This is a genomic window from Sodaliphilus pleomorphus, assembly GCF_009676955.1.
In the GTDB taxonomy this organism is placed as follows: Bacteria; Bacteroidota; Bacteroidia; order Bacteroidales; family Muribaculaceae; genus Sodaliphilus; species Sodaliphilus pleomorphus.
In genome coordinates this window covers 2235436-2255999 of record NZ_CP045696.1, presented here as the reverse complement: position 1 = coordinate 2255999, position 20564 = coordinate 2235436, and the positions used below count along the sequence as shown (strand labels likewise).

Here is a 20564-nt window from a genome sequence, read left to right as displayed (position 1 = left end):
ACTTGCCACTTAACTCTACAGGGCGCGTGCACGGCGGGAGGGATTTTGCCATGTGCTGCATTATTGCTATATTTGGAGTGCAATAAAGCAACTACCGCAAGAAAAATGATGCAAAGAGTATTTATCACCCTTACCCTGGTGCTTGTGGCCGTGGCGACCGCGGCTGCAGCAGGCTGGGGCGGCAACGACCCCAAGCCACGCGACTTCATGGGCTGCGAGATGGGGGTGGCCAGCGCGAGTGAGGCCGAGATCACAATAGGCAAGGAGGGCGTTGCCCACGAGACCGACTCGACGGGCAACATTGTGCTCATCAAGCCCATGTATGCCGGATGGCAATACGACGAGGGCATGATGAGCTTCGAGGGCGGGCGGCTCGCGAGGGTGCAGCTCTATCGCCATGCAGGCACCCTGCAAGAGGCCAACGACCTGGCCCGCGAGCTGGCGGCCGACCTGGAGCGGCGCTATGGCACGCAGCTGCAATATGACAACGGGTGCTACCATGCCCAGGCAGCCGGCATGAGCCTGCGGCTGGCTCTGAGCGAGGACAACCAGGACTCATGGATGGTGGGGCTGGAGGCTGCCAACTTGCAATAAGTCACAATGTGGCCTTAAAATTTTGAAAAAACAAAATATTTCCTTAGTTTTGCTTATCACATTGCTACCGCCACCTCGTCGCCTGCAAGACGCAGGCGGGAGGCGACAGTACATTGCAAAAAACTGAAATCATTAACTCAAAAAAAAACAGTTACGACAATGAAGAAGTATTTAGCTGAACTTGTGGGCACATTTGTACTCACATTTCTGGGCTGCGGAGCTGCCGTGAGCCTTAACTGCGGCGTCGACAGCGCATCGGTAGTGGGCACAGCCCTGGCCTTTGGCCTCACTGTGGTGGCCATGGCCTACACGATAGGCGGCATAAGCGGCTGCCACATCAATCCTGCCATCACGCTGGGCGTGCTGTGCAGCGGCCGCATGAGTGTGAAAGACGCCGTGGGCTACTGGGTGGGCCAGTTCATAGGCGGCATTCTGGCAGCAGCCGTGCTCTATGCCATCACAACGGCCACTTCGGGCTCGATACTGGGCACGACCACAGGGGCCAATGCCTGTGCCGACGGTGTGCCGCTGGGCGCCGGTTTCCTGGTCGAGGCCGTGCTCACCACGCTCTTTGTGCTTGTGGTGCTGGGTGCCACAGCCAAGACCAACGGAGCCACCAACAACTTTGCCGGCTTGGCCATAGGCTTGAGCCTCACACTCATTCACCTGGTGGGCATCCACTACACGGGCACCAGTGTGAACCCCGCTCGCTCGCTGGGCCCTGCCCTGTTTCAAGGCGGCGCTGCTCTGAGCCAGCTGTGGATCTTCATCGTTGCCCCGCTGGTGGGCGGCGCCCTGGCAGCTGCGATATGGAAAGCTATTGAGCCCAAGGCCGGCAAGGCCTAAGGGCTAACGACAGCGCCCACCTCTCACACATCCCTTAGCTGCGCCTCATGAGCCCTGAGAGCTCAAGAGGCGCAGCTGTTGCATTGCATGCCCTGATGCGCGAGTGGCGGCTATTTCAGCAGCTCGCCTATCGAGGTGGTGAGGTTGAACATGAAGGTGGTGGCGCCAGTGTGGGGCTGTGCCAGGGCCACGCCGAACCCGAACGACTTCACCTTGAGGCCGGCTCCTATCGACAGACCTGAGAGGAAATTGCGATTGTAGGTGCTCATGTCGGTGCGCACCTTGTAGTTGTAGCCCAAACCGATGTACATGTTGTCCTGCGGCAGAAATTCCAGGCCGAACACCAAGTGGCGCAGGAGGTTGCTGCCAAACTTGTCCTTCTTCACCAGGTCGCTGCTGGCATTGTTCTTGTCGGCAGGCTCATAGTAGGGCAAGTGCCACTTGCGCAGGTTCCAGGCCGTGATCGAGAGGCGGAAGGGCGACGAGCCCAGCAGCTGCGAGTAGCCCAGCTGCACGTCCCAAGGCAGATTGTCCTTCTTGTCGTTGAACTTCTTCACCTGGCCGCCCAAGTTGCTCACCACTGCCGAGAGCGACAAGTCGTTGTCGGGGTTGTAGTAGTTGATGCCCAGGTCGGCGGCGATGGCGCCGGCGGTGTACTCGTCATACTTGGAATAGAGATACTTGAGTGTGATGCCACCGCGCAGGTTGGCGGCGATGTCGTGCGAGTAGGTGAGCGAGAAGCTGATGTCGCTGGCACTGAAGGTGCCCGTGGGGGTGCCCGTCTCGTCGTAGCCGTCGAGATTGCCGTAGCCGTAGTACTGAATGCCGGCCGCAAAGGCGCTGTGCTCGTCGATGCCCTGGCCGTAGCGGGCGCCCATGAAATTGGTCGACCCAATGTATTTCATGTAGTTGAGGCCCACCTGGTGGTCAAATTCAGGGCCCAGCAAGGCCGGGTTCTGCTCGACCAGGTTGATGTCGTCGTCGATGATTGTGATATTGTGACCGCCCAAGCCATAGACATGGCTCGAGGGAGTGACCTTGAGAAAGTCGTAGGCCGTGGTGCCCGAGTCGGCCCTGGCTGCAACGAGGGCGGCAAGAGCGATGACAAGGGCCACTGTGCGACGGGAGTAGATTCTCATTATTATATTTTTACCCAATTTTCATAAGCCAGCCCCCCAACGGGCAAGCCCAAAGTGCAACAATTGTGCTTCAACAGTGTGTGTGTGTTGAAACACCCGAAAAAGGCGTGGCCATGCAGCCACGATTCCTTTGTGATTAATAAACGCAAAAGCCCCCTGCAATAGTATGATGGTTTAAAACTTTTTTACAACATTTGCCCGTGGGAGTGCAATCTGTAAAAATAAATGAAACAATATTAATCATTTTCAAATTGGGGGCAAAAATCATTGACAATAAAAAATTCACAATTATATTTGTACCTGAATTTGGTCATTACTACACGCGTCACACCCCGACACGGCGTAGCAAGAACGAAGGTGATATATATGGAAAAAGCATTACGCATCGATCTGTTAATATTCCTCTCATTGTTTATGATGATTCCGCTTGCAGCCGACGCACAACGGAACGCACGACGTGTGGGGCAGGTCAATCCCATGTCTCCCGAACGCCTGCAGTACATAGAATTCTACGAGTTTGAGCAAGTCGACGTGCAGCCAGAGTTTCCTGGCGGCGAGCGCGGGCTGGTCAACTACATCAACAACACGCGCGAGTACCCCTACAACGAGTATGTGCACCACCAGCAAGGCCGCGTGCTGTGCAGCTTCATCATAGGCACCGACGGGCGAGTGAGCCACATCCAGGTGATACGCAGTTCGGGCTATGCCGCCTTCGACCAAGAGGCCATGCGCGTGATCAAGAAGATGCCGCGCTGGGAGGCCGGCCGCGTGCGCAGCAGCAAGGTCAACGTGCGTTGCATTCTGCCCATCGCCTTCCGCCTGTAGCAAGCGCCACTGTGAGGCCAGCACGACCTAAACTACACAAACAAAAGTGTTGCGATTTCAGAAAATTGTGTTTACCTTTGCAACCGAAATAGATACAATCGATATGGTTTACACACACCGTCATCATCATCACCATAGCAGCATTCCCCACAGGAAGGCCAGGTATGGTTGTTGCTCGACGAGGCGATGAGACCACAAAGCGTTTAAAAACGAGTGAAGCCGACTTTTCTGAGAATGCTCAGGCAGGTCGGTTGATTTTTTATAGGGCAGTTGCAACCACATTTTGCAATAAGAATAAGACTAAATATTATCACACACACAACACACAAAAAATGTTACGCATCGCTGTACAATCCAAAGGCCGTCTCTACGATGAGACGATGGAGCTGCTCAAGGCCGCCGGCATCAAGCTCGTGGCTGTGAAACGCACGCTGCTTGTGCCGTCAAAGAACTTTCCCGTCGAGCTGCTCTTTCTGCGCGACGACGACATCCCCGACTCGGTGGCCACCGGCACGGCCGACATAGGCATCGTGGGGCTCAACGAGGTGCTCGAGAAGCACCAGCGAGTCAACATGCTGCGCAAGCTGGGCTTCAGCCGCTGCCGCCTGTCGCTGGCCATACCCAAAGACGCCGACTACAACGGCCCGGCGTGGTTCAACGGCAAGAAGATAGCCACCAGCTACCCCAGGATACTGGCCAGCTACTTGAAGAAAAACAACCTCGACGCCGACATACACGTCATCAGCGGTTCGGTGGAGATTGCCCCCGGCATTGGCCTGAGCGATGCCATATTCGACATCGTCTCGAGCGGCGGCACCCTGGTGAGCAACAACCTCAAGGAGGTGGAGGTGGTGCTGCCCAGCGAGGCCGTGCTCATAGGCAGCGACAGGCAGCTCGACGACGAGAAGCAAAACGCGCTCGACGAACTGCTCTTCCGCATCGAGGCCGTAAAGACCGCCGAGACCAGAAAATATGTGCTCATGAACGTGCCCAAGAGCCGGCTCAAGGCCGTGCTCGCCATCCTGCCGGGCATCAAGAGTCCCACCGTGCTGCCCCTGGCCGACGACAACTGGTGCTCGGTGCACTCGGTCATCGAGGAGAAAACCCTGTGGACCAGCATCAACGCCCTCAAGGCCGTGGGTGCCGAGGGCATCCTCGTGCTCAACATCGAGGAAATGGTGCCATAGTTCAAATACTACAAGAAATCAACAACCAAACACAAGACAGAATCATGACAGTAGAAATCACAAAATACCCCGACCGCAGCCAGTGGCCCGCGCTCATGCGCCGCGCCGTGGCCGAGACCCGGGAGTTGCACGACACAGTGGCCAGCATCATGGACCAGGTGCGAGAGCAGGGCGACAAGGCCCTGCGAGAGTTGGCCTTGAAATACGACGGCGTGCAACTGGGCGACCTCGCAGTGAGCCCCGCCGAGATGCAGCAGGCCTGCGACCAGGTGAGCCAGGAGCTCAAGGCAGCCATCGACCAGGCAGCCGCCAACATCGCCACATTTCACAAAGCGCAACGCATGCACGAGCTCGAGGTAGAGACCTCGCCCGGCGTCACCTGCTGCCAGCGCGCAGTGCCCATCACGCGGGTGGGTCTCTACATACCCGGCGGCAACTCGCCCCTCTTTTCCACCGTGCTCATGCTGGGTCTGCCCGCACGCATAGCCGGCTGCTCCCAAGTGGTCATGTGCACCCCCTGCGGCCGCGACGGCAAGGTGAACGCCGCGATACTCTATGCCGCCCGCAAGTGCGGCATCTCCCGCATCTACAAGAGCGGCGGCGCTCAAGCCATAGCCGCCATGGCCTGGGGCACCGAGACCATACCCCGTGTGAGCAAAATCTTCGGGCCCGGCAACCGCTTTGTGATGGAGGCCAAGATGCAAGCGCAATACAACAAGGTGGCCATCGACATGCCAGCCGGCCCCAGCGAAGTGATGGTAGTGGCCGACGGCAACGCCGATCTGCGCTATGTGGCCAGCGACTTCCTCTCACAAGCCGAGCACGGCTCCGACAGCCAGTCGACCCTGCTCACCACCCACGAGGCCCTGGCATCCAGGTTGCCACAAGTCATCGACGAGTTGCTTGCCACCCTGCCCCGCCAGGAAATGATAAAGAAGTCGCTCGGCCACAGCCACATCATCGTGCTGCACACGCTCGACGAGGTGATCGACTACGTCAACGCCTACGCCCCCGAGCACCTCATCCTCAACTGCGAAGAGTGCGAGGCGCTGGCCCGGCGCGTGGTCAACGCCGGCTCGGTGTTTCTGGGCCCCTACTCGCCCGAGAGTGCCGGCGACTATGCCAGCGGCACCAACCACACCCTGCCCACCAGCGGCTATGCCCACGCCTACAGCGGCGTGAACCTCGACAGTTTCACCAAGAAGATCACCTTCCAGCGCCTCACCAAGCAAGGCCTCGCAGGCATAGGCCACACCGTGGAGACAATGGCCCAGGCCGAAGACCTCATGGCCCACCGCCTGGCAGTAGCCGTGAGGCTTGACAAGTGAGAGATGCAACCAAATCAATACAAAAAAAAAGCGTTTTGCAATGACCGATTTTGACATCAATAGCCTCGTGCGGCCCTGCATCCAGGCCCTGGAGCCCTACAGTTGCGCCCGCAACGAGTTTCACGGCCAGGCCAGCGTGTGGCTCGACGCCAACGAGAGCCCCTACAACGCTCCCTTCAACCGCTATCCCGACCCCCTGCAAGCCCAGGTCAAGGCCAAGCTGGCCCAGGTGAAAGGCGTGGAGGCCGGCAACATCTTTTTGGGCAACGGCAGCGACGAGTGCATCGACCTGGTGTATCGCGTGTTTTGCGAGCCCAAGACCGACAATGTGGTGGCCATGTCGCCCAGCTACGGCATGTACGAGGTGTGCGCCCACATCAACGACGTGGCCTACCGCAAGGTGCCCCTGCGCCCCGACTTCTCGCTCGACGTCCAGGCCTTGCTCGGCGCCGTGACCCCGCACACCAAGGCCATCTTCCTGTGCTCGCCCAACAACCCCACGGGCAACGCCATCGACACATTGCTCATCGAGCGCATCCTCGACCAGGCAGGGTGCCTCGTGGTGGTCGACGAAGCCTATGCCGACTTCTCGTCGCAGCCCTCCATGCGCCACAAACTCGCCCGGCACCCCAACCTGATTGTGCTCTCCACCTTCTCCAAGGCCTGGGCAAGCGCCGGCGTGCGGCTGGGCATGGCCTTTGCCTCAAGAGCCATAGTCGAGCTCTTCAACAAGGTGAAATACCCCTACAACGTGAACTGCCTCACCCAGCAATATGCCCTCGAGCACCTCAAGAAGCTCGACCAGCTGGCCGGCTGGCGCAATGCCATCCTGGCCGAGCGCGGCCGCCTCATCGACGCGCTGGCCCGGCTGCCGCAAGTGTTGAAGACCTACCCCACCGACGCCAACTTTGTGCTCGTGAAGACCGTCGACGCCGACGGCATCTATGCCCACCTGTGCCGCGAGGGCATCGTGGTGCGCAACCGCAACCGTGTGGAGCAGTGCCTGGGCTGCCTGCGCATCACCGTGGGCACCCCCCAGGAAAACGACGCCGTCATCAATGCAATCAGCAACTATGGAAACAAATAAGAAAAAAGCACTGTTTATCGACCGCGACGGCACTATCGTGGTCGAGCCCGAAGCCGACGAGCAAGTCGACTCCTACGAGAAACTGCAATTCCTGCCCGGCGTCATCACCAGCCTGGCCTTCATAGCCCGCACCCTTGACTACGAGCTGGTGATGGTGACCAACCAGGACGGGCTGGGCACACCCGCCTTCCCCGTAGAGAGCTTCACTGGCCCCCACGAGCTCATGCTCAGGACCCTTGAGGGCGAGGGAGTGAAATTTGACGACATCATCATCGACACCACACTTGAAGCCGACCACCAGCCCACCCGCAAGCCAGGCATCGCCCTGCTGGGCAAGTACACCAGCGGCGACTACGACTTGGCCGGGAGCTACGTGATAGGCGACCGTCTCACCGACGTGGAACTGGCCCGCAACCTTGGCGCCCGGGCCATCTTGCTCGCCCCCCACGTGGCACAAGCCAGGCAAGCCGTCGCCCAAGCCGGCCTCGACGCCACACTGGCCGTCGTGGCCCCCCACTGGCAACGCGTGACCGACTACCTGCGAGGCGGCCAGCGCACAGCCCACGTGCAACGCTACACCAAGGAAACCCGCATCGACGTGTGGCTCGATCTCGACGGCACAGGCCAGTGCCAAGTCTCGACCGGCATAGGCTTCTTCGACCACATGCTCGACCAGATAGGGCGGCACAGCGGCATCGACCTGAAGATAAAGTGCAAGGGCGACCTCTATGTCGACGAGCACCACACCATCGAGGACACCGGCATCGCCCTGGGCCAAGCCATCTACGAGGCCCTGGGTGACAAGCGCGGCATCGAGCGCTATGGCTTTGTGCTGCCCATGGACGACTGCCACTGCACCGTGGCCCTCGACTTCGGCGGCCGCAGCTGGCTCGTGTGGGACGCCCGCTTTAGCCGCGAGATGATAGGACACATGCCCACCGAGATGTTTTTCCACTTCTTCAAGAGCTTGAGCGACAGCGCACGCATGAACCTCTACGTGAGCGCCCGCGGCGACAACGAGCACCACAAGATCGAGTGCATCTTCAAGGGTCTGGCCCGAGCCCTCAAGCAAGCCATAAGGCGCGATGTGTTCAACTACCGCCTGCCCACTACCAAGGGTGCCCTGTGAGCCGCCTCGCTGTACACTGAGCAGCGCCGGCCCTGCCAATTAACTAAATAATTGTTTTTAATCACAAAATAATGTGAAAGTACTTGAAATAAAAAGAAAAAAACAGAACGTAGAACAAAAAAATGCCTTTACTTTGTACTCGATTTGATTTCAAAAAAGGGAGCGAAGTCGAATCACTAATGGAGCATAAAGAAAATTTAACCATTAACAACAGTAATACAAACAACTAAATAATTCATTTATGAGAAAACAGCTATTGCTTCTGTTATTTTCCATCTTCGCGGTGATGGGCTTTGCCCGCACGGTGACTGGAGTCGTAACATCGGCCACCGACAAGCAAGCCGTCATAGGCGCATCGGTGCGCGTGCATGGCACGACCCGCGGCGTGACCACCGACATCGACGGAAAATTCACGATCGATGCGAGCGACAACGACGTGCTCGACATCACGTTTGTGGGTATGAAACCCATCTCGGTGAAAATAGGCAGCCAGAGCAGCCTCAACATCGTGATGACCGATAACGCCCAAACCCTTGGAGAAGTCGTGGTCACTGCAATGGGCCAGACCCAAGAGAAAAAGAAACTGAACTTTGCAGTCCAGTCGCTCAACGCCGACGAGGTAACCGCCGGCGGAACGAGCAACTTTGCCAACTCCCTGCAAGGCAAGGTGGCCGGCCTGCAAGTGTCGACCGGCGGCGGTTCACCCAACTCGTCGACCCAGGTGATCATACGTGCCATCTCGTCGATCAACAATGGGCAGAACAACGAGCCACTGGTGATTGTCGACGGTGTGCCCGTGCGCGGCCACGGCAGCTCGCTGGGCGACATCAACCCCGACGATATCGAGAACATGAGCGTGCTTAAGGGTGCAGCAGCAAGCGCCCTCTACGGCCAGGAGGCCGCCAACGGCGTGATCATGATCACCACCAAGAGCGGTGCCCGCGACGGCAGCGTGAAGGTGAACGGCAACGCAAGCGTCGAGTTCAGCACCCCCATGCGCGTGCCGCAAATACAGCGCGTGTTCACCCCTGGCGTGAGAGGCATGTACAAGGAGAACAGCGGCAGTGGCGGCTGGGGTCCCTACCTGCAGAGCGACGAGCAGCGCTACGACAACGTGGGCGACTTCCTGGGCACTGGCTTCCTCCAGAAATATGACGTGAGCATCTCGGGCGGTACCGAGAAGTTCAACTCCTATGCCTCGGTCTCCTACACCAACAGCGACGGTATTGTGCCCAAGGACTACAAAGACCAACTCACCGTCTTCCTCAAGGGCATGTACAAGCCCTCGAGCCAAGTCACCTTCAACCTGAGCACCAACTATGTGCACAGCAAGTCGCGCGGCTTCGGCAACGCGATGTCGACTATCTACAACTGGGGCATCAACCACGACATGAGCGACTACCAGACCAAAGATGGACACGTGAACTGGGCCAACTACTACGACAGCTGGGACGAGCTGCTCGACACCCAGCGCATAGGCGCAGTCGTGTCGCCCTACTTCGGTCGTAACCGCGACAATAGCAAGACCCAAAGCGACCGCATCGTGATCAACGGCCAGGTGAGCTACGAGCCCATCAAGGATCTCGTGTTCACAGGCAAGATAGGCTACGACAAGGGCTACAGCACCTATGAGGGCTATACCGTGCCACGCCTTTACGACGGCGACCTGGTCGACCCCGACAACAGCGACGTGAAGTCGATCTTGGCCAGCAACCAGTCGCTCTACGGCAGCTACAGCTTCGACCCCTCGCGCAGCGAGCAGTTCACCCTGCAAGGTCTGGCTACCTACAAGAAAACCATTGCACAGGACTTCAACATCAACCTGCTCCTGGGAGCCGAGTACAAGGAGAGCACGAGCTACGAGGCCAGCCTTTACGGCGAGCACTTCCAGCTGGGAGGCGACTACTACAGCTTCATGAACACCGACTTCACCAACGGCGATCTGCTCACCAGCAATCACCCCAAGCTCTCCCACACCAAGTACAACAAGTACGGCTACTTCGGCGAGCTGCGTTTCGACTACAAGGGCATTGCCCAGTTGAGCATGACAGGCCGCTACGACGGCACCTCGCGACTCAAGCAAGTCGACTACAACTACTTCTACCCCTCGGTGACCGCCGGTGTCATCTTCAGCGAGCTCTTCCACCTCACCAACAGCTGGTTCTCCTATGGCAAGATACGCGGCAACTGGGCCAAGGTGGGTAAAGACTGCCCCGCCTACCAGTTTACCGACACCTACAAGCAGTGGACCCTGTTCCCCGACGGCGGCTACGGCGTAGACCCCGCCACATCGCGAGCCATCGCGCTTGTACCCGAAATGGACAGCTCATGGGAGATAGGTGCCGACCTGCGCTTCTTCAACAGCCGCACCCGCCTCGACATTGCCTACTACTCGACCACGGCCGACAACCAAATCGTGAGCGTGCGCGTGTCGCCTGCATCGGGCACCATCCTGCAAACCCGCAACGAGGGTACCGTCAAGAACCACGGCATGGAGATAAGCCTGGCTCAAGACATCATCAAGACCGACGATATCACCTGGACAGCCAACCTGAACTACTCGTTCAACCGAGGCAAGGTGACCAAGCTGCCCGAGGGCGTGGTTGAGATACAAGGCACCCAGTATGGCGACATCTTCCCGGTTGCACGCCTTAACGGCTCATCGACCGGCATCTCGGGCAAGGACTACCTGCGCGATCCCGACGGCAACGTGATATGCGATGCCAACGGCTATCCCACCATCAACCCGGCCAAGGGCATCTACATTGGCAACCGCGAGCCCGACTTCCTGCTGGGTCTGGGCAGCTCCTTCCGCTACAAGCACGCCACCCTGTCGTTCCTGCTCGACGGCCGCTGCGGCGGCGACGTGGCCAACGTGACCGGTCGCTCTCTGCTCTCCAACGGCATGGCCAAGATATGGGAGAAATACCGCAACCGCGAGTACATTGTCGACGGCGTGCAGGCAGTGACCCTGCCCGACGGCACCACGGGCTATGTAAAGAACACCACCCCCATCGTGCTCGACCAGAACTACGTGAACAAGTACTACAGCACCGTGTCGTCCAACTTCATCGAAGACGGCAGCTACCTGCGCCTGAGCTATGTGACGTTGAGCTACGACTTCTCGTCGATGCTCAAAAAAGGCTGGGCAGTAAAGAACCTGAGCCTCTCGGCCACAGGCCGCAACCTGTTCCTGCTCACCAAGTACACCGGCAACGACCCGGCAGTGCTGGTCTCCACATCTGGCGGTACTGGCGGTACTGGCATCGACTACTACCAGGTGCCCGTGTCGCGCAGTTTCAATTTCACGCTTAAAGCAACATTCTAAACCAAGAAGAAGTAAACGACAACAATGAAGAAAATAAACATCATAGCGTTATTAATGCTGACATGCCTGGGCATGGTGAGCTGCGGGGACACACTCGACGACAATATCAACCCCGACAAGGCTCACGCCATCGACGCCAAAAACGGCCTGCCCACAGTCATCTACTACGCACAGCAAATCGTGTATGACCACGCCGAGTACAATGCCTACTTCTCGCAGATGCTCACCACGGGCGGCAAGAGCTCGATAGGTACCTACAGCTACAAGAGCGAGTGGGAAATGCTCACGATGAACCGCCACCCCATGTGGCGCCGCCACTTCTACGACATCGGTGTGAACGCCAACAACGTGATCGCCAATGCCGCAGCCATCAACTCGCCCAACTACGAGCTCATAGCCCGCACCATCAAGTTGATGTCGACCCAGCTCACTACCGATGCTTTCGGCGACATGCCCCGTAGCCAGGCCTACACGTCGAATGCACCAAAATATGACTCGCAAGAGCAAGTCTACGCTTGGATGATGCAAGAGTGCGACGACCTGATCAAGGCCTTCGACGACAAGAGCATCACCGAGAACCCCAACAACCAGGTCATAGGCGCAAGCTCCGACCGCGTGTACCAGGGCGACCTGAGCCGCTGGAAAGGCCTTGTGCTTGCCATCAAGGCCCGCCTGCTGCTGCGCAACCTGCCCAACATCGACCGCAGCGCAGCCATGTGCCAGAAGATCGTGGATGCAGCCGATGCCGCCATCACACAATGGCGCTCGGGCTCGCTGCTCTATGGCAGCTGGTTTGGCAACGAGCCACGCTACTACTGGAACGGCGGCACAGGCACGCAAAATGCCGTGTGGAGCATTGCACAACCCGTGATCAACTCGTGGGAGTCGCGTGCCAACCTGCTGAGCCAGGCCATCCCGTCGAAGTTCTTCATGGTCGACCTGCTGGGTCTGTCCAACCCCGACAACGAGTCGCTGAGCGGCCTCTTTGCCTGGACCGGTCACCAGCACGACGGCTATGCCAACGACCCCCGCTGCAACCTGCTCATGGTGGCACGCACCGGGCCCAAAACGGCCAGCGACGACGCAGCCACCATCAAGATGCGCTACCTGGAGAACAACATAGGCATGGGCAGCAGCTTCAAGATTGCCAACTACCCCTACCTGTATATGGGAGCCTATGCAGGCGCCACAACAGCCTACAACCCCCTGTTCACCATGGAGGAGCTCTACTTCATCAAGGCCGAGGCCGAGTACTGGCTGGGCAACAAGGCCGAAGCTTGCGCCCTGGCCAAGGAGGCCACCGAGCACAACATCGAGCGTCATCTCGAGGCCTTTGAGCTCTATCACCCCAATCCCAACTACGATAGCAAGACCGACAACAAGTATCCTGGCAAGACGACCGTAAGCGGCGAGCCTGCCTTTGAGTCAAAGGAGTACTGGGATGCACAGGTCAACGCCTTCCTCAACAACGAGGACTACTACCGCGGCAGCAGCAAGAAGCCCAGTGTGTACAAGGTGACCGACCGCGGCAACGAGCACTGGTTCTTCAACCCCAGCAACTACACGCTGAGCGACCTCATGGAGCAGAAGTACATCGCCATGTACCTCCAGCCCGAGCAGTGGACCGACATGCGCCGCTACCACTACAGCAACAACCGCAACAAGTACGGCATAGGCGACAACCAGGAGATCATCTACCCCACGCTGCGTCGCCCCTACAACCTCTATGCCGCCTACTGGATCGACGGCCTCACCGAGGCACAGAAGGAGAACACCTGGATACAACGCATCAACTACGACCCCGAGACCGAGGAGAAGTACAACAAGAAAGAGCTCGAGCGCCTGGGTGCCTACAAGAACTACAAGTGGCTGCAGAAGCCTATGATATGGGCCGAGGATTACGGCAAGGTCACCTCGCTCACTGGCAAGTGAAAGCGCGTGGCTGTGAAATTATTAACTCAACAATAGATTCTACACAAGATTATGAAAATAGTTAACATATTAGGTTCCATAGCACTGTCGATACTGGTGATGACCTCATGCGCCGTTCACGACCCCATTGACGACAACGGCGAGCTTGGGCAGGTACTGCCCACCGTCGACTGGGAGCAGAGTTCAAAGTTTGTGAAGGCAGGCAACTATGCAACTTTCAAAGGTAAATACTACACCACAAGCGACAAGCAGATCGACCACAGCGAGGTGTGGGCGCTGGTGAAGCGCGAGCAGAGCGCCGCTGCCAAGAGCATGCTCACCACGTCGCTGGCCTATACCAAGACCTACACGCTCACCGACACCGTGCGCAGCGCCCAGAGCATGGCCAAGTATCCCCACAGCCTGGCTGTGTGGGACGGTCACGAGTATGTGCTCAACGACTCCTTCCCCACCTCGCGCACCCTTGCACCGCTCACGTGGGTAAGTCCCGCGCAGTGGGATCAGGACAAGTTTGACAGCTACTATCCCAGCACGTTTGCCAGCGAGTTTGTCGACTACATGGTCAACGCCCTCACCAAGGACAGCACCTACTACAACGACCTGCGCAACGTCTATATCAACTACAACTTCCCCATCGAGGCCTTCACGACGCTCAACGCCAAGTACAACGTGAACTTCCCCACCGACACCACGAGCGACAAGAAGAGCGACGACTGGTACACTACCGACCAGGTCGACCACTACTACTACACGACCATCGTCGACAGCGTGACGGTGTATCACGAGATTGCCAGCCAGAGCGATGCCCCTGCAGGCGTCAACGTGTATCCCGTCTACAAGGCGAGCGAGTGGCTCTTCAGCCGCTACAGCGACGACACGGGCAGCAAGATCACCACTGTGCGCCGCCAGTACATGCCCTACTGGAAGGAGCTCATCAGCACCATCCCGTTCACGTCGTGGATCTACAACACGAGCGACAAGGTGTACAACGTGACCTACACCCGCCAGTATTACCTCGAGCCCACGTTCCGCGTCTATGACACCGACGGCAAGGTGGGAGTGAGCAACGACAATCAGGAAATTACTCTTAACTAAATTAAATACAACAAGCGACTATGAAATTTTTCAAAACAATAGGACTCTTGACGCTGTTGATGCTCATCACCACGGGCTGCGTGAGCAAGGACCCCGACTATGGCAACTTCGGCGGCAAAGATGTTGACTTCTCTTATGCAGTTGAGGGTAACGAATATGCGCTCGACTTCTATGTAGTGTCGACCATCCAGTTCACCAACACCTCGGCCAAGACGGGCAAAGTGACCTGGGACTTCGGCGACGGCACGACCTCGACCGAGGCCAACCCCACTCACAAGTATGCCAAGGCTGGCATGTACAAGGTGACACTCACCGTCGACGGTGTGGGCAGCCGCACCTATCCACTGCTCATCTACGACATTGCTCCGTCGCTCAGTGTGACCAGCCAGTCGGCCCCCACCATTGTAATCAACGATGTTAAAGTGAACCTGGGCATCGAGCTGCCCAACCCCGAGAACCTGGAATGCAAGTATGTGTGGACCTTCCCCGAGGGCACCAAGACGGCCGACGGCAAGACCATCACCACCTTCACCGGCTACTCGCACAGCGACGGCACTATCGACAACCCCGGCGCGCTCACCTTCTCCAACATAGGGTCGCAGAAGGTGACACTGCAGACGTGGTTTGACGTCAACGGCGAGAACCGCCGCCTCGAGGACAGCTACGTCAACGTGCAAGTGGGCTCGAGCCTGCCTGCTCCCACGCTGTACTATGCAGCAGTGGGCGGCAACATCAAGGCCTACAAGCTTGTCGACATGAGCAAGCTGCCCGCCGGCACCAAGAACATGCCCTTCGACATGGGCGTGAGCAGCGGCAACATGCCCACCAACCTGGTGTTTGCCACCGAGAAGACCGTGACCGACTCGGCCACCATCGAGCAGGACAACGTCTATATACTCGACTGCGGCAAGCAGTACTACTACATCAACGACGAGAACGGCACGCTGGGCGACGGCAAAATCACTGTGATGAGCGCCGACGGCTCGAGCGCCAACAGCATGGTCACCAACGTGGGCGGCCAGGCCTTCAACGACCCCTTCCAGGGTTGCACCGACGGCACCTATCTCTACTACACCGACCGCAACACCGGTATACGCCGCCTGCCGCTGAGCACGCGCAACGAGACCGAAAAGACGGTGTACTCGAGCACCGACGGCTACTTTGTGGTCAACAGCCAGCTGGCCTACTACAACAAGGGCATAGCCTATGGCGCCATCAACACCGGCTTGTATATCGACAAGAACAACACCTTCTGGTGGGGTAAGAACTACTCGGGCTACGGAATCTACCGCTTCAAGACCAGCGACATTGGCAAGACGGGCGCGGGTGTCGACATCCCCTATCCCATCGTGCTGCAAAACACGCAGCCCCGTGGCTTCACCATCGACGAGGAGCTGGGACGCCTGTATGTGTGGATGACCAAGGGCACAACGCCCAACCCGGGTTTTGGCGACTACAACCTGCCGGGCGCAACGTCGACTGCCGACTACAGCAAATACAACGCCTTTGTGCAAATGGACGCCGATCCCATCAACACCACCGATGCCGAGGGCGTGTATGTGACCCAGATGGTTGTTGACGCCGCCACCCACTATGTGTACTTCGGCTTCAACGCCGCAAGCGGCGAGAAGACCTACAAGACTGGTTTGAAGTACTACAACCCCGAGACCAAGAAGGTGTATGACTTCCAGGGCAACACCGACAAGATTCTGGGTGTGTGCATCAACCCGCGTGCAACTTACCTGTTCTAAGCACAATTGCACATGCAATCGTGAGCGACCTGCCGCCGGCAGGCAGCCACATGATTGCAACACATAAATAGGATATATTTTTACAGGGGGCTCACAAGTGTATCGACTGTGACTGCCCCCTGTATTTTTTAAACCAATAGCGATGAAAACAAAAATTACACTTCTTTTACTACTGGCCCTCGCACTTCTGCTGCCCGCCACAGCGCAGGTGAAACGCGAGCAACGCGGCGTGTGGATGAGCGCCTTCGTGGGCGACTGGCCCTCAACACCCATCACCACGGCCAACCAAAAGGTGCTCAAGGCAACTTGCCAAAAGATGCTCGACACGCTGGCGGCCAACAACATGAACACCGTGTACTACCACGTGCGTGCCATGAGCGATGCCATGTACAACTCGGCCTACGAGCCCTGGTCGAGCTACGTGTCGGGCACGCGCGGCGTGGCGCCGGCATTTGATCCGCTGGCCTGGATTGTGCAAGAGGGCCACAAGCGCGGCATCGAGATCTATGCCTGGGTCAACCCCTACCGCTACGCGCCCAAGTCGACCAAGTGGGGCGAGAGCCCGCTCGACTACATCAACACTCACCCCGACTGGCTCATGACCACCGACTACGAGACCTGCCTCAACCCTGGCATCGACTCGGTGCGGCAGCGGGTGGTAGACGTGTGCCGCGACATCATCACCAAGTACGACGTCGACGGCCTGGTCTTTGACGACTATTTCTATAATCAGGATGGCAGCCCCATGGACCTCGACTCGGCCCAGTACAACGCCTACAAGCGCGGCGGCGGCACTATGAGCCAGGCCGACTGGCGCCGCGAGAACGTGAACAAGATGGTGCACGACGTCAACGCCATGATCAAGCAGGTGAAGCCCTGGGTGCGCTTCGGCATTGGCCCGGCCGGCGTGGTCTGCACGTCGCCCGAGGTGGCCGCCAAGTATGGCGTTGATCCCAGCCCTGGCCGAGACTGGCAATACGATCAAATCTACAGCGACCCCATGGCCTGGATAACCCGCGGCACCGTCGACTTCATGTCGCCGCAGGTGTACTGGAACACCGCAGGCAACTACGACGAGGTCACCACTTGGTGGGGACGCATAGGCAAGAAATTCAACCGTCACGTCTACATCAGCCAGACGTGCTCGAGTGTGGGCAAGACAGGCTGGGACTTTGACGAGATGTGCAAGCAGGTCGACGTGGCCCGCCAAGCAGGGTGCCAGGGCATGATCTACTTCAAGTACACCACCTGGCGCTACAACAACCACACCATCGACGGCAAGGTGTGGGGCCTGCGCGAGTACCTGAAGAAGCACAGCTTCACCACGCGCTCGCTCAGCCCGGCCGTCACCTGGCAGAAGACGCCCCAAAGCTACGGGGCAGTGACTGGCAGCAAGATCGACGGCGACACGCTCAGCTGGGATTCCATACCCAATGTGCGCTATGTGGTGTATGCCACCCCCGACAGTGTGGCCGACTCGCAGTTCAGCTGCCAGCCGCAATACCTGCTCGGCATCACCTATAGCCCGCGCTATGTCGTGAAACCGGCCTACCGCAGCGGCTACCGCTATGCCGTGACCGTGCTCGACCGTTGGGAGCGCGAGTATGCCCCGGTGCTTGCAGGGGCAACCGCCAGTCAGGCTCCTAAACCCCAGCTCACGACCCCGGCCGACGGCGCCACCGTCACACTCTTGTCGCACCTCAAGTGGCAGGGCAACGGCAGTATCTACAAGCTCAACATCTACAGCAATCCAGGCCTCGACACGCTTGTGGCCCAGGTCGAGACCAGTGCCGCCAGCTACCCGCTGGCCAGCCTTACTGCCTTGCAACAGGGCAAGACCTACTACTGGCAGGTGACGGCAAGCGGGCTGAACCTGACCGAGAGCACGAGCGATGTGCACCGCTTCACCATCGCGCCCCTTAGCATCACGTCGCCCGCGAGCGGCGCTACAGCAGTCGACCTCACGCCCGCCATTGCATGGACGGCAGCCGGCGACAGCACCGTCTACACCCTGATCGTGAGCGACAACGCCGACTTGAAGGCCCCTGTCGTAGCAATCTCGACGACTCACACCAGCTACACCGTGCCTGCCTTCAAGCTGGCTGGCGGCACCACCTACTATGCTCAAGTGACCGCACGCGAGGGTACTGACTCGGTTGCAAGCAGCATCATGAGCTTCACTACCCGCGACGTGGCACTCACCGCGCCCCTGCTCGTCACCCCGGCAGTCGACAGCCTCACCCTCTACAGCAACTCGCGCATCGCCGTCGAGCCCCAGGCCGGTGCACAGTCGCTGCGCATCGAGATGAGCACCTCCACGTCGTTCCCGCCACGATCGAGCTACAAGGCCACCATCGCCGGCAGCTTCGAGTCGATACCACTGGGTCAGATAAACGGTGTGGGCAAGCCCGTCGACGGCAAACGCTACTATGTGCGCGCCCGCTACGCCTATCTCACTGCCGCCACCGGCACGACGGTGCAGTACACCCCCTACAGCCTGGTGCGCACTTTCACCTACCGTGACTGTCGACAGGGCGATGTGAACAGCGACGGGGTGGTAAACGTGAGCGATGTGACCACGCTCATCAACATGATACTGGGCACTACGGCCACCGATGCCACCGTGGCCGACCTCAACGCCGACGGCACCATCAACGTGAGCGACGTGACCACACTCATCAATTTCATTCTCTCGGGCAGCGATGATGACAAGATCTTAAAAAACAATTAAAAGTACTTAAATAGTTTTTTTATCTCATGATTTATCGTTTTCTTTGTTGAGAAATATAGGCTATACATTAACATACGACTAATTATAACTTAACAAAATTTAAAATGAAGCATTTATTACTTTTATCAGCTCTGGGTCTGCTCACGTGCGCAAGCGCGTTTGCCACGACCGACAATCAGACCTATGAGCCCGTCAACGGCATCAAGGCTGTGAATGTGTGGACAATCGACCGCGTTCACAACCCCGAGACCTACGCCAGCATGCCATTTGTCAACACCTATGCGCGCACAGCCACGCTGTACAACGACGTTGTGTATGTGTCGCGTTCCGATGCACAATCGGTCATCATAGGCACCGACACCATCCCGCAAAGTGTGATTTACCGTCTCGATGCCAAGACCGGCAACCTGCTCTCGAGCCTGCCCCTCACGCTCGACGGCAAGCCCTATGGCGGTCTGCTCTCGGCCAACAGCATCGGTTTCGACAACTTTGGCCACATGTGGGTCATGCCCTACTGCAGCGGTGCTGCAACTGCCACCGAGGCACATCTGTACTCGTGCGACCCCAACACCGGCGCCCTCACGCTGGTAGCCACACTGCCGCTGGGCGACGTGGTTTCGCGCATCGACTACTTCGACGTGATAGGCGACATCACCCGTGTCAACGCTCCTTGCAACATCAAGGCTCCTGGCTCGCAAGTCACCACCATCTACTCTTGGACCTGCGCCAAGGGCAGCAACACCTGGGAAGGCGGCTTTGAGGGCGATACCTACATGGACATCACCGAGTTCTTCCCCGCTACTGCTGCACAATGGGGTTACGCTCCCATGATCAAGCAAATTCTGGGCGAGGACGAAGACACCAAGTACAACGGCGAGCTCTTCTACATCGACGGTTTCAATTCCACGCCTGCCATCTACGACATGACGGGCAGCAAGATCGACGACTTTGAGAAAGTCGACGCCTCGCTGTGGCCCGAAAACGGCACCAACGGCGTGAACGAGTTCACGCTCGACGGCCGCAACTTCATGGTCTACTCCAAGGCTCAATACTCGGGCGACGGCCACGGCTGCCAGGTGAACGTGGTGGAGCTGGGCGAGGGCATGTCGCTCTCTGGCATGAAGAAATACTGGCAACTGCCTGCCGACTCGCTCGGCAAGACGTCGGACGGCGGCACCCGCATCCACTCGATCGCTGTGCAATATGGCACCGAGGGTGGCGAGCCCTGCGTGACACTGCTCACCTACAAAAACTACAACGGCCTGGCCATCTACAAGATTGGCAAGGGTGTGGGCGGCGGCACCACCACCAAGGGTGACATCAACGGCGACGGCACCATCAACGTGACCGACGTGACTGCTCTGGTCAACAAGATCCTGGGCAGCGGCAGCTATAGCGATAGCGTGTGCGACATCAACGGCGACGGCACCGTCAACGTGACCGACGTGACTACCCTGGTCAACATGATCCTGGGCAACAAGTAGCACACAGCCCCGCTCTTTTAAGCATCATTTTATCTACACTTGACACACCATTTCAGAGCACCTGAGTCCTCCGAGACTTCGGAGTGCTCTGAAATCTTTTATGGCGTG

14 protein-coding genes are annotated in these 20564 nt (G+C 58.2%); 13 read left to right on the top strand and 1 reads right to left on the bottom strand.

All coding sequences use genetic code 11. From position 1 onward, the window contains the following. Positions 1 to 105 precede the first annotated feature (105 nt). A complete protein-coding gene (locus tag GF423_RS09175; RefSeq protein ID WP_154328071.1) occupies positions 106 to 594 on the top strand; it encodes a hypothetical protein in 489 nt (162 codons plus the stop codon). Between the two features lie 123 nt (positions 595 to 717). Then, positions 718 to 1440, top strand: coding sequence for an MIP family channel protein (locus GF423_RS09170; RefSeq protein WP_262885023.1), 723 nt, complete (start codon positions 718 to 720; stop codon positions 1438 to 1440). Between the two features lie 110 nt (positions 1441 to 1550). On the opposite strand, the gene porQ is transcribed toward GF423_RS09170, so the two are convergent. Then, positions 1551 to 2579, bottom strand: coding sequence for a type IX secretion system protein PorQ (gene porQ, locus GF423_RS09165; RefSeq protein ID WP_154328069.1), 1029 nt, complete (start codon positions 2577 to 2579; stop codon positions 1551 to 1553). 366 nt (positions 2580 to 2945) lie between these two features. On the opposite strand from porQ, the gene GF423_RS09160 reads away from it, so the two are divergent. The 11 genes from GF423_RS09160 (at position 2946) to GF423_RS09110 (ending at position 20456) form a co-directional block, all read left to right on the top strand. Beyond that, a complete protein-coding gene (locus tag GF423_RS09160; RefSeq protein WP_154328068.1) occupies positions 2946 to 3404 on the top strand; it encodes an energy transducer TonB in 459 nt (152 codons plus the stop codon). 332 nt (positions 3405 to 3736) lie between these two features. Next, a complete protein-coding gene (gene hisG, locus GF423_RS09155) occupies positions 3737 to 4591 on the top strand; it encodes an ATP phosphoribosyltransferase (RefSeq protein WP_154328067.1) in 855 nt (284 codons plus the stop codon). A gap of 44 nt (positions 4592 to 4635) precedes the next feature. Continuing rightward, positions 4636 to 5919 (top strand): histidinol dehydrogenase, encoded by a 1284-nt coding sequence (gene hisD, locus GF423_RS09150; RefSeq protein WP_154328066.1) that lies wholly within the window; start codon positions 4636 to 4638, stop codon positions 5917 to 5919. A gap of 40 nt (positions 5920 to 5959) precedes the next feature. Continuing rightward, on the top strand, positions 5960 to 7006 hold the full coding sequence (gene hisC, locus GF423_RS09145; RefSeq protein WP_154328065.1) for a histidinol-phosphate transaminase: 1047 nt from the start codon (positions 5960 to 5962) through the stop codon (positions 7004 to 7006). After that, positions 6993 to 8135: a bifunctional histidinol-phosphatase/imidazoleglycerol-phosphate dehydratase HisB gene (gene hisB, locus GF423_RS09140; RefSeq protein WP_154328064.1), complete on the top strand. Its 1143-nt coding sequence runs from the start codon at positions 6993 to 6995 to the stop codon at positions 8133 to 8135. The genes hisC and hisB overlap by 14 nt, the downstream gene beginning before the upstream one ends. A 241-nt stretch (positions 8136 to 8376) precedes the next feature. After that, positions 8377 to 11463: a SusC/RagA family TonB-linked outer membrane protein gene (locus tag GF423_RS09135; protein WP_154328063.1), complete on the top strand. Its 3087-nt coding sequence runs from the start codon at positions 8377 to 8379 to the stop codon at positions 11461 to 11463. Between the two features lie 24 nt (positions 11464 to 11487). Continuing rightward, complete coding sequence (locus GF423_RS09130) at positions 11488 to 13395, top strand: SusD/RagB family nutrient-binding outer membrane lipoprotein (protein WP_154328062.1); 1908 nt, start codon at positions 11488 to 11490, stop codon at positions 13393 to 13395. A gap of 51 nt (positions 13396 to 13446) precedes the next feature. Beyond that, on the top strand, positions 13447 to 14490 hold the full coding sequence (locus GF423_RS09125) for a hypothetical protein (RefSeq protein WP_154328061.1): 1044 nt from the start codon (positions 13447 to 13449) through the stop codon (positions 14488 to 14490). 20 nt (positions 14491 to 14510) lie between these two features. After that, entirely contained in the window at positions 14511 to 16241 is a 1731-nt protein-coding gene (locus GF423_RS14270) for a PKD domain-containing protein (RefSeq protein WP_154328060.1), read from the top strand. 142 nt (positions 16242 to 16383) lie between these two features. Beyond that, positions 16384 to 18972 carry a family 10 glycosylhydrolase gene (locus tag GF423_RS09115; protein ID WP_154328059.1) on the top strand — a complete coding sequence of 863 codons (2589 nt, stop codon included), beginning with the start codon at positions 16384 to 16386 and terminating at the stop codon, positions 18970 to 18972. Positions 18973 to 19076: 104 nt separating this feature from the next. Continuing rightward, positions 19077 to 20456 (top strand): dockerin type I repeat-containing protein, encoded by a 1380-nt coding sequence (locus GF423_RS09110; protein WP_154328058.1) that lies wholly within the window; start codon positions 19077 to 19079, stop codon positions 20454 to 20456. The last annotated feature ends 108 nt before the right edge of the window (positions 20457 to 20564 follow it).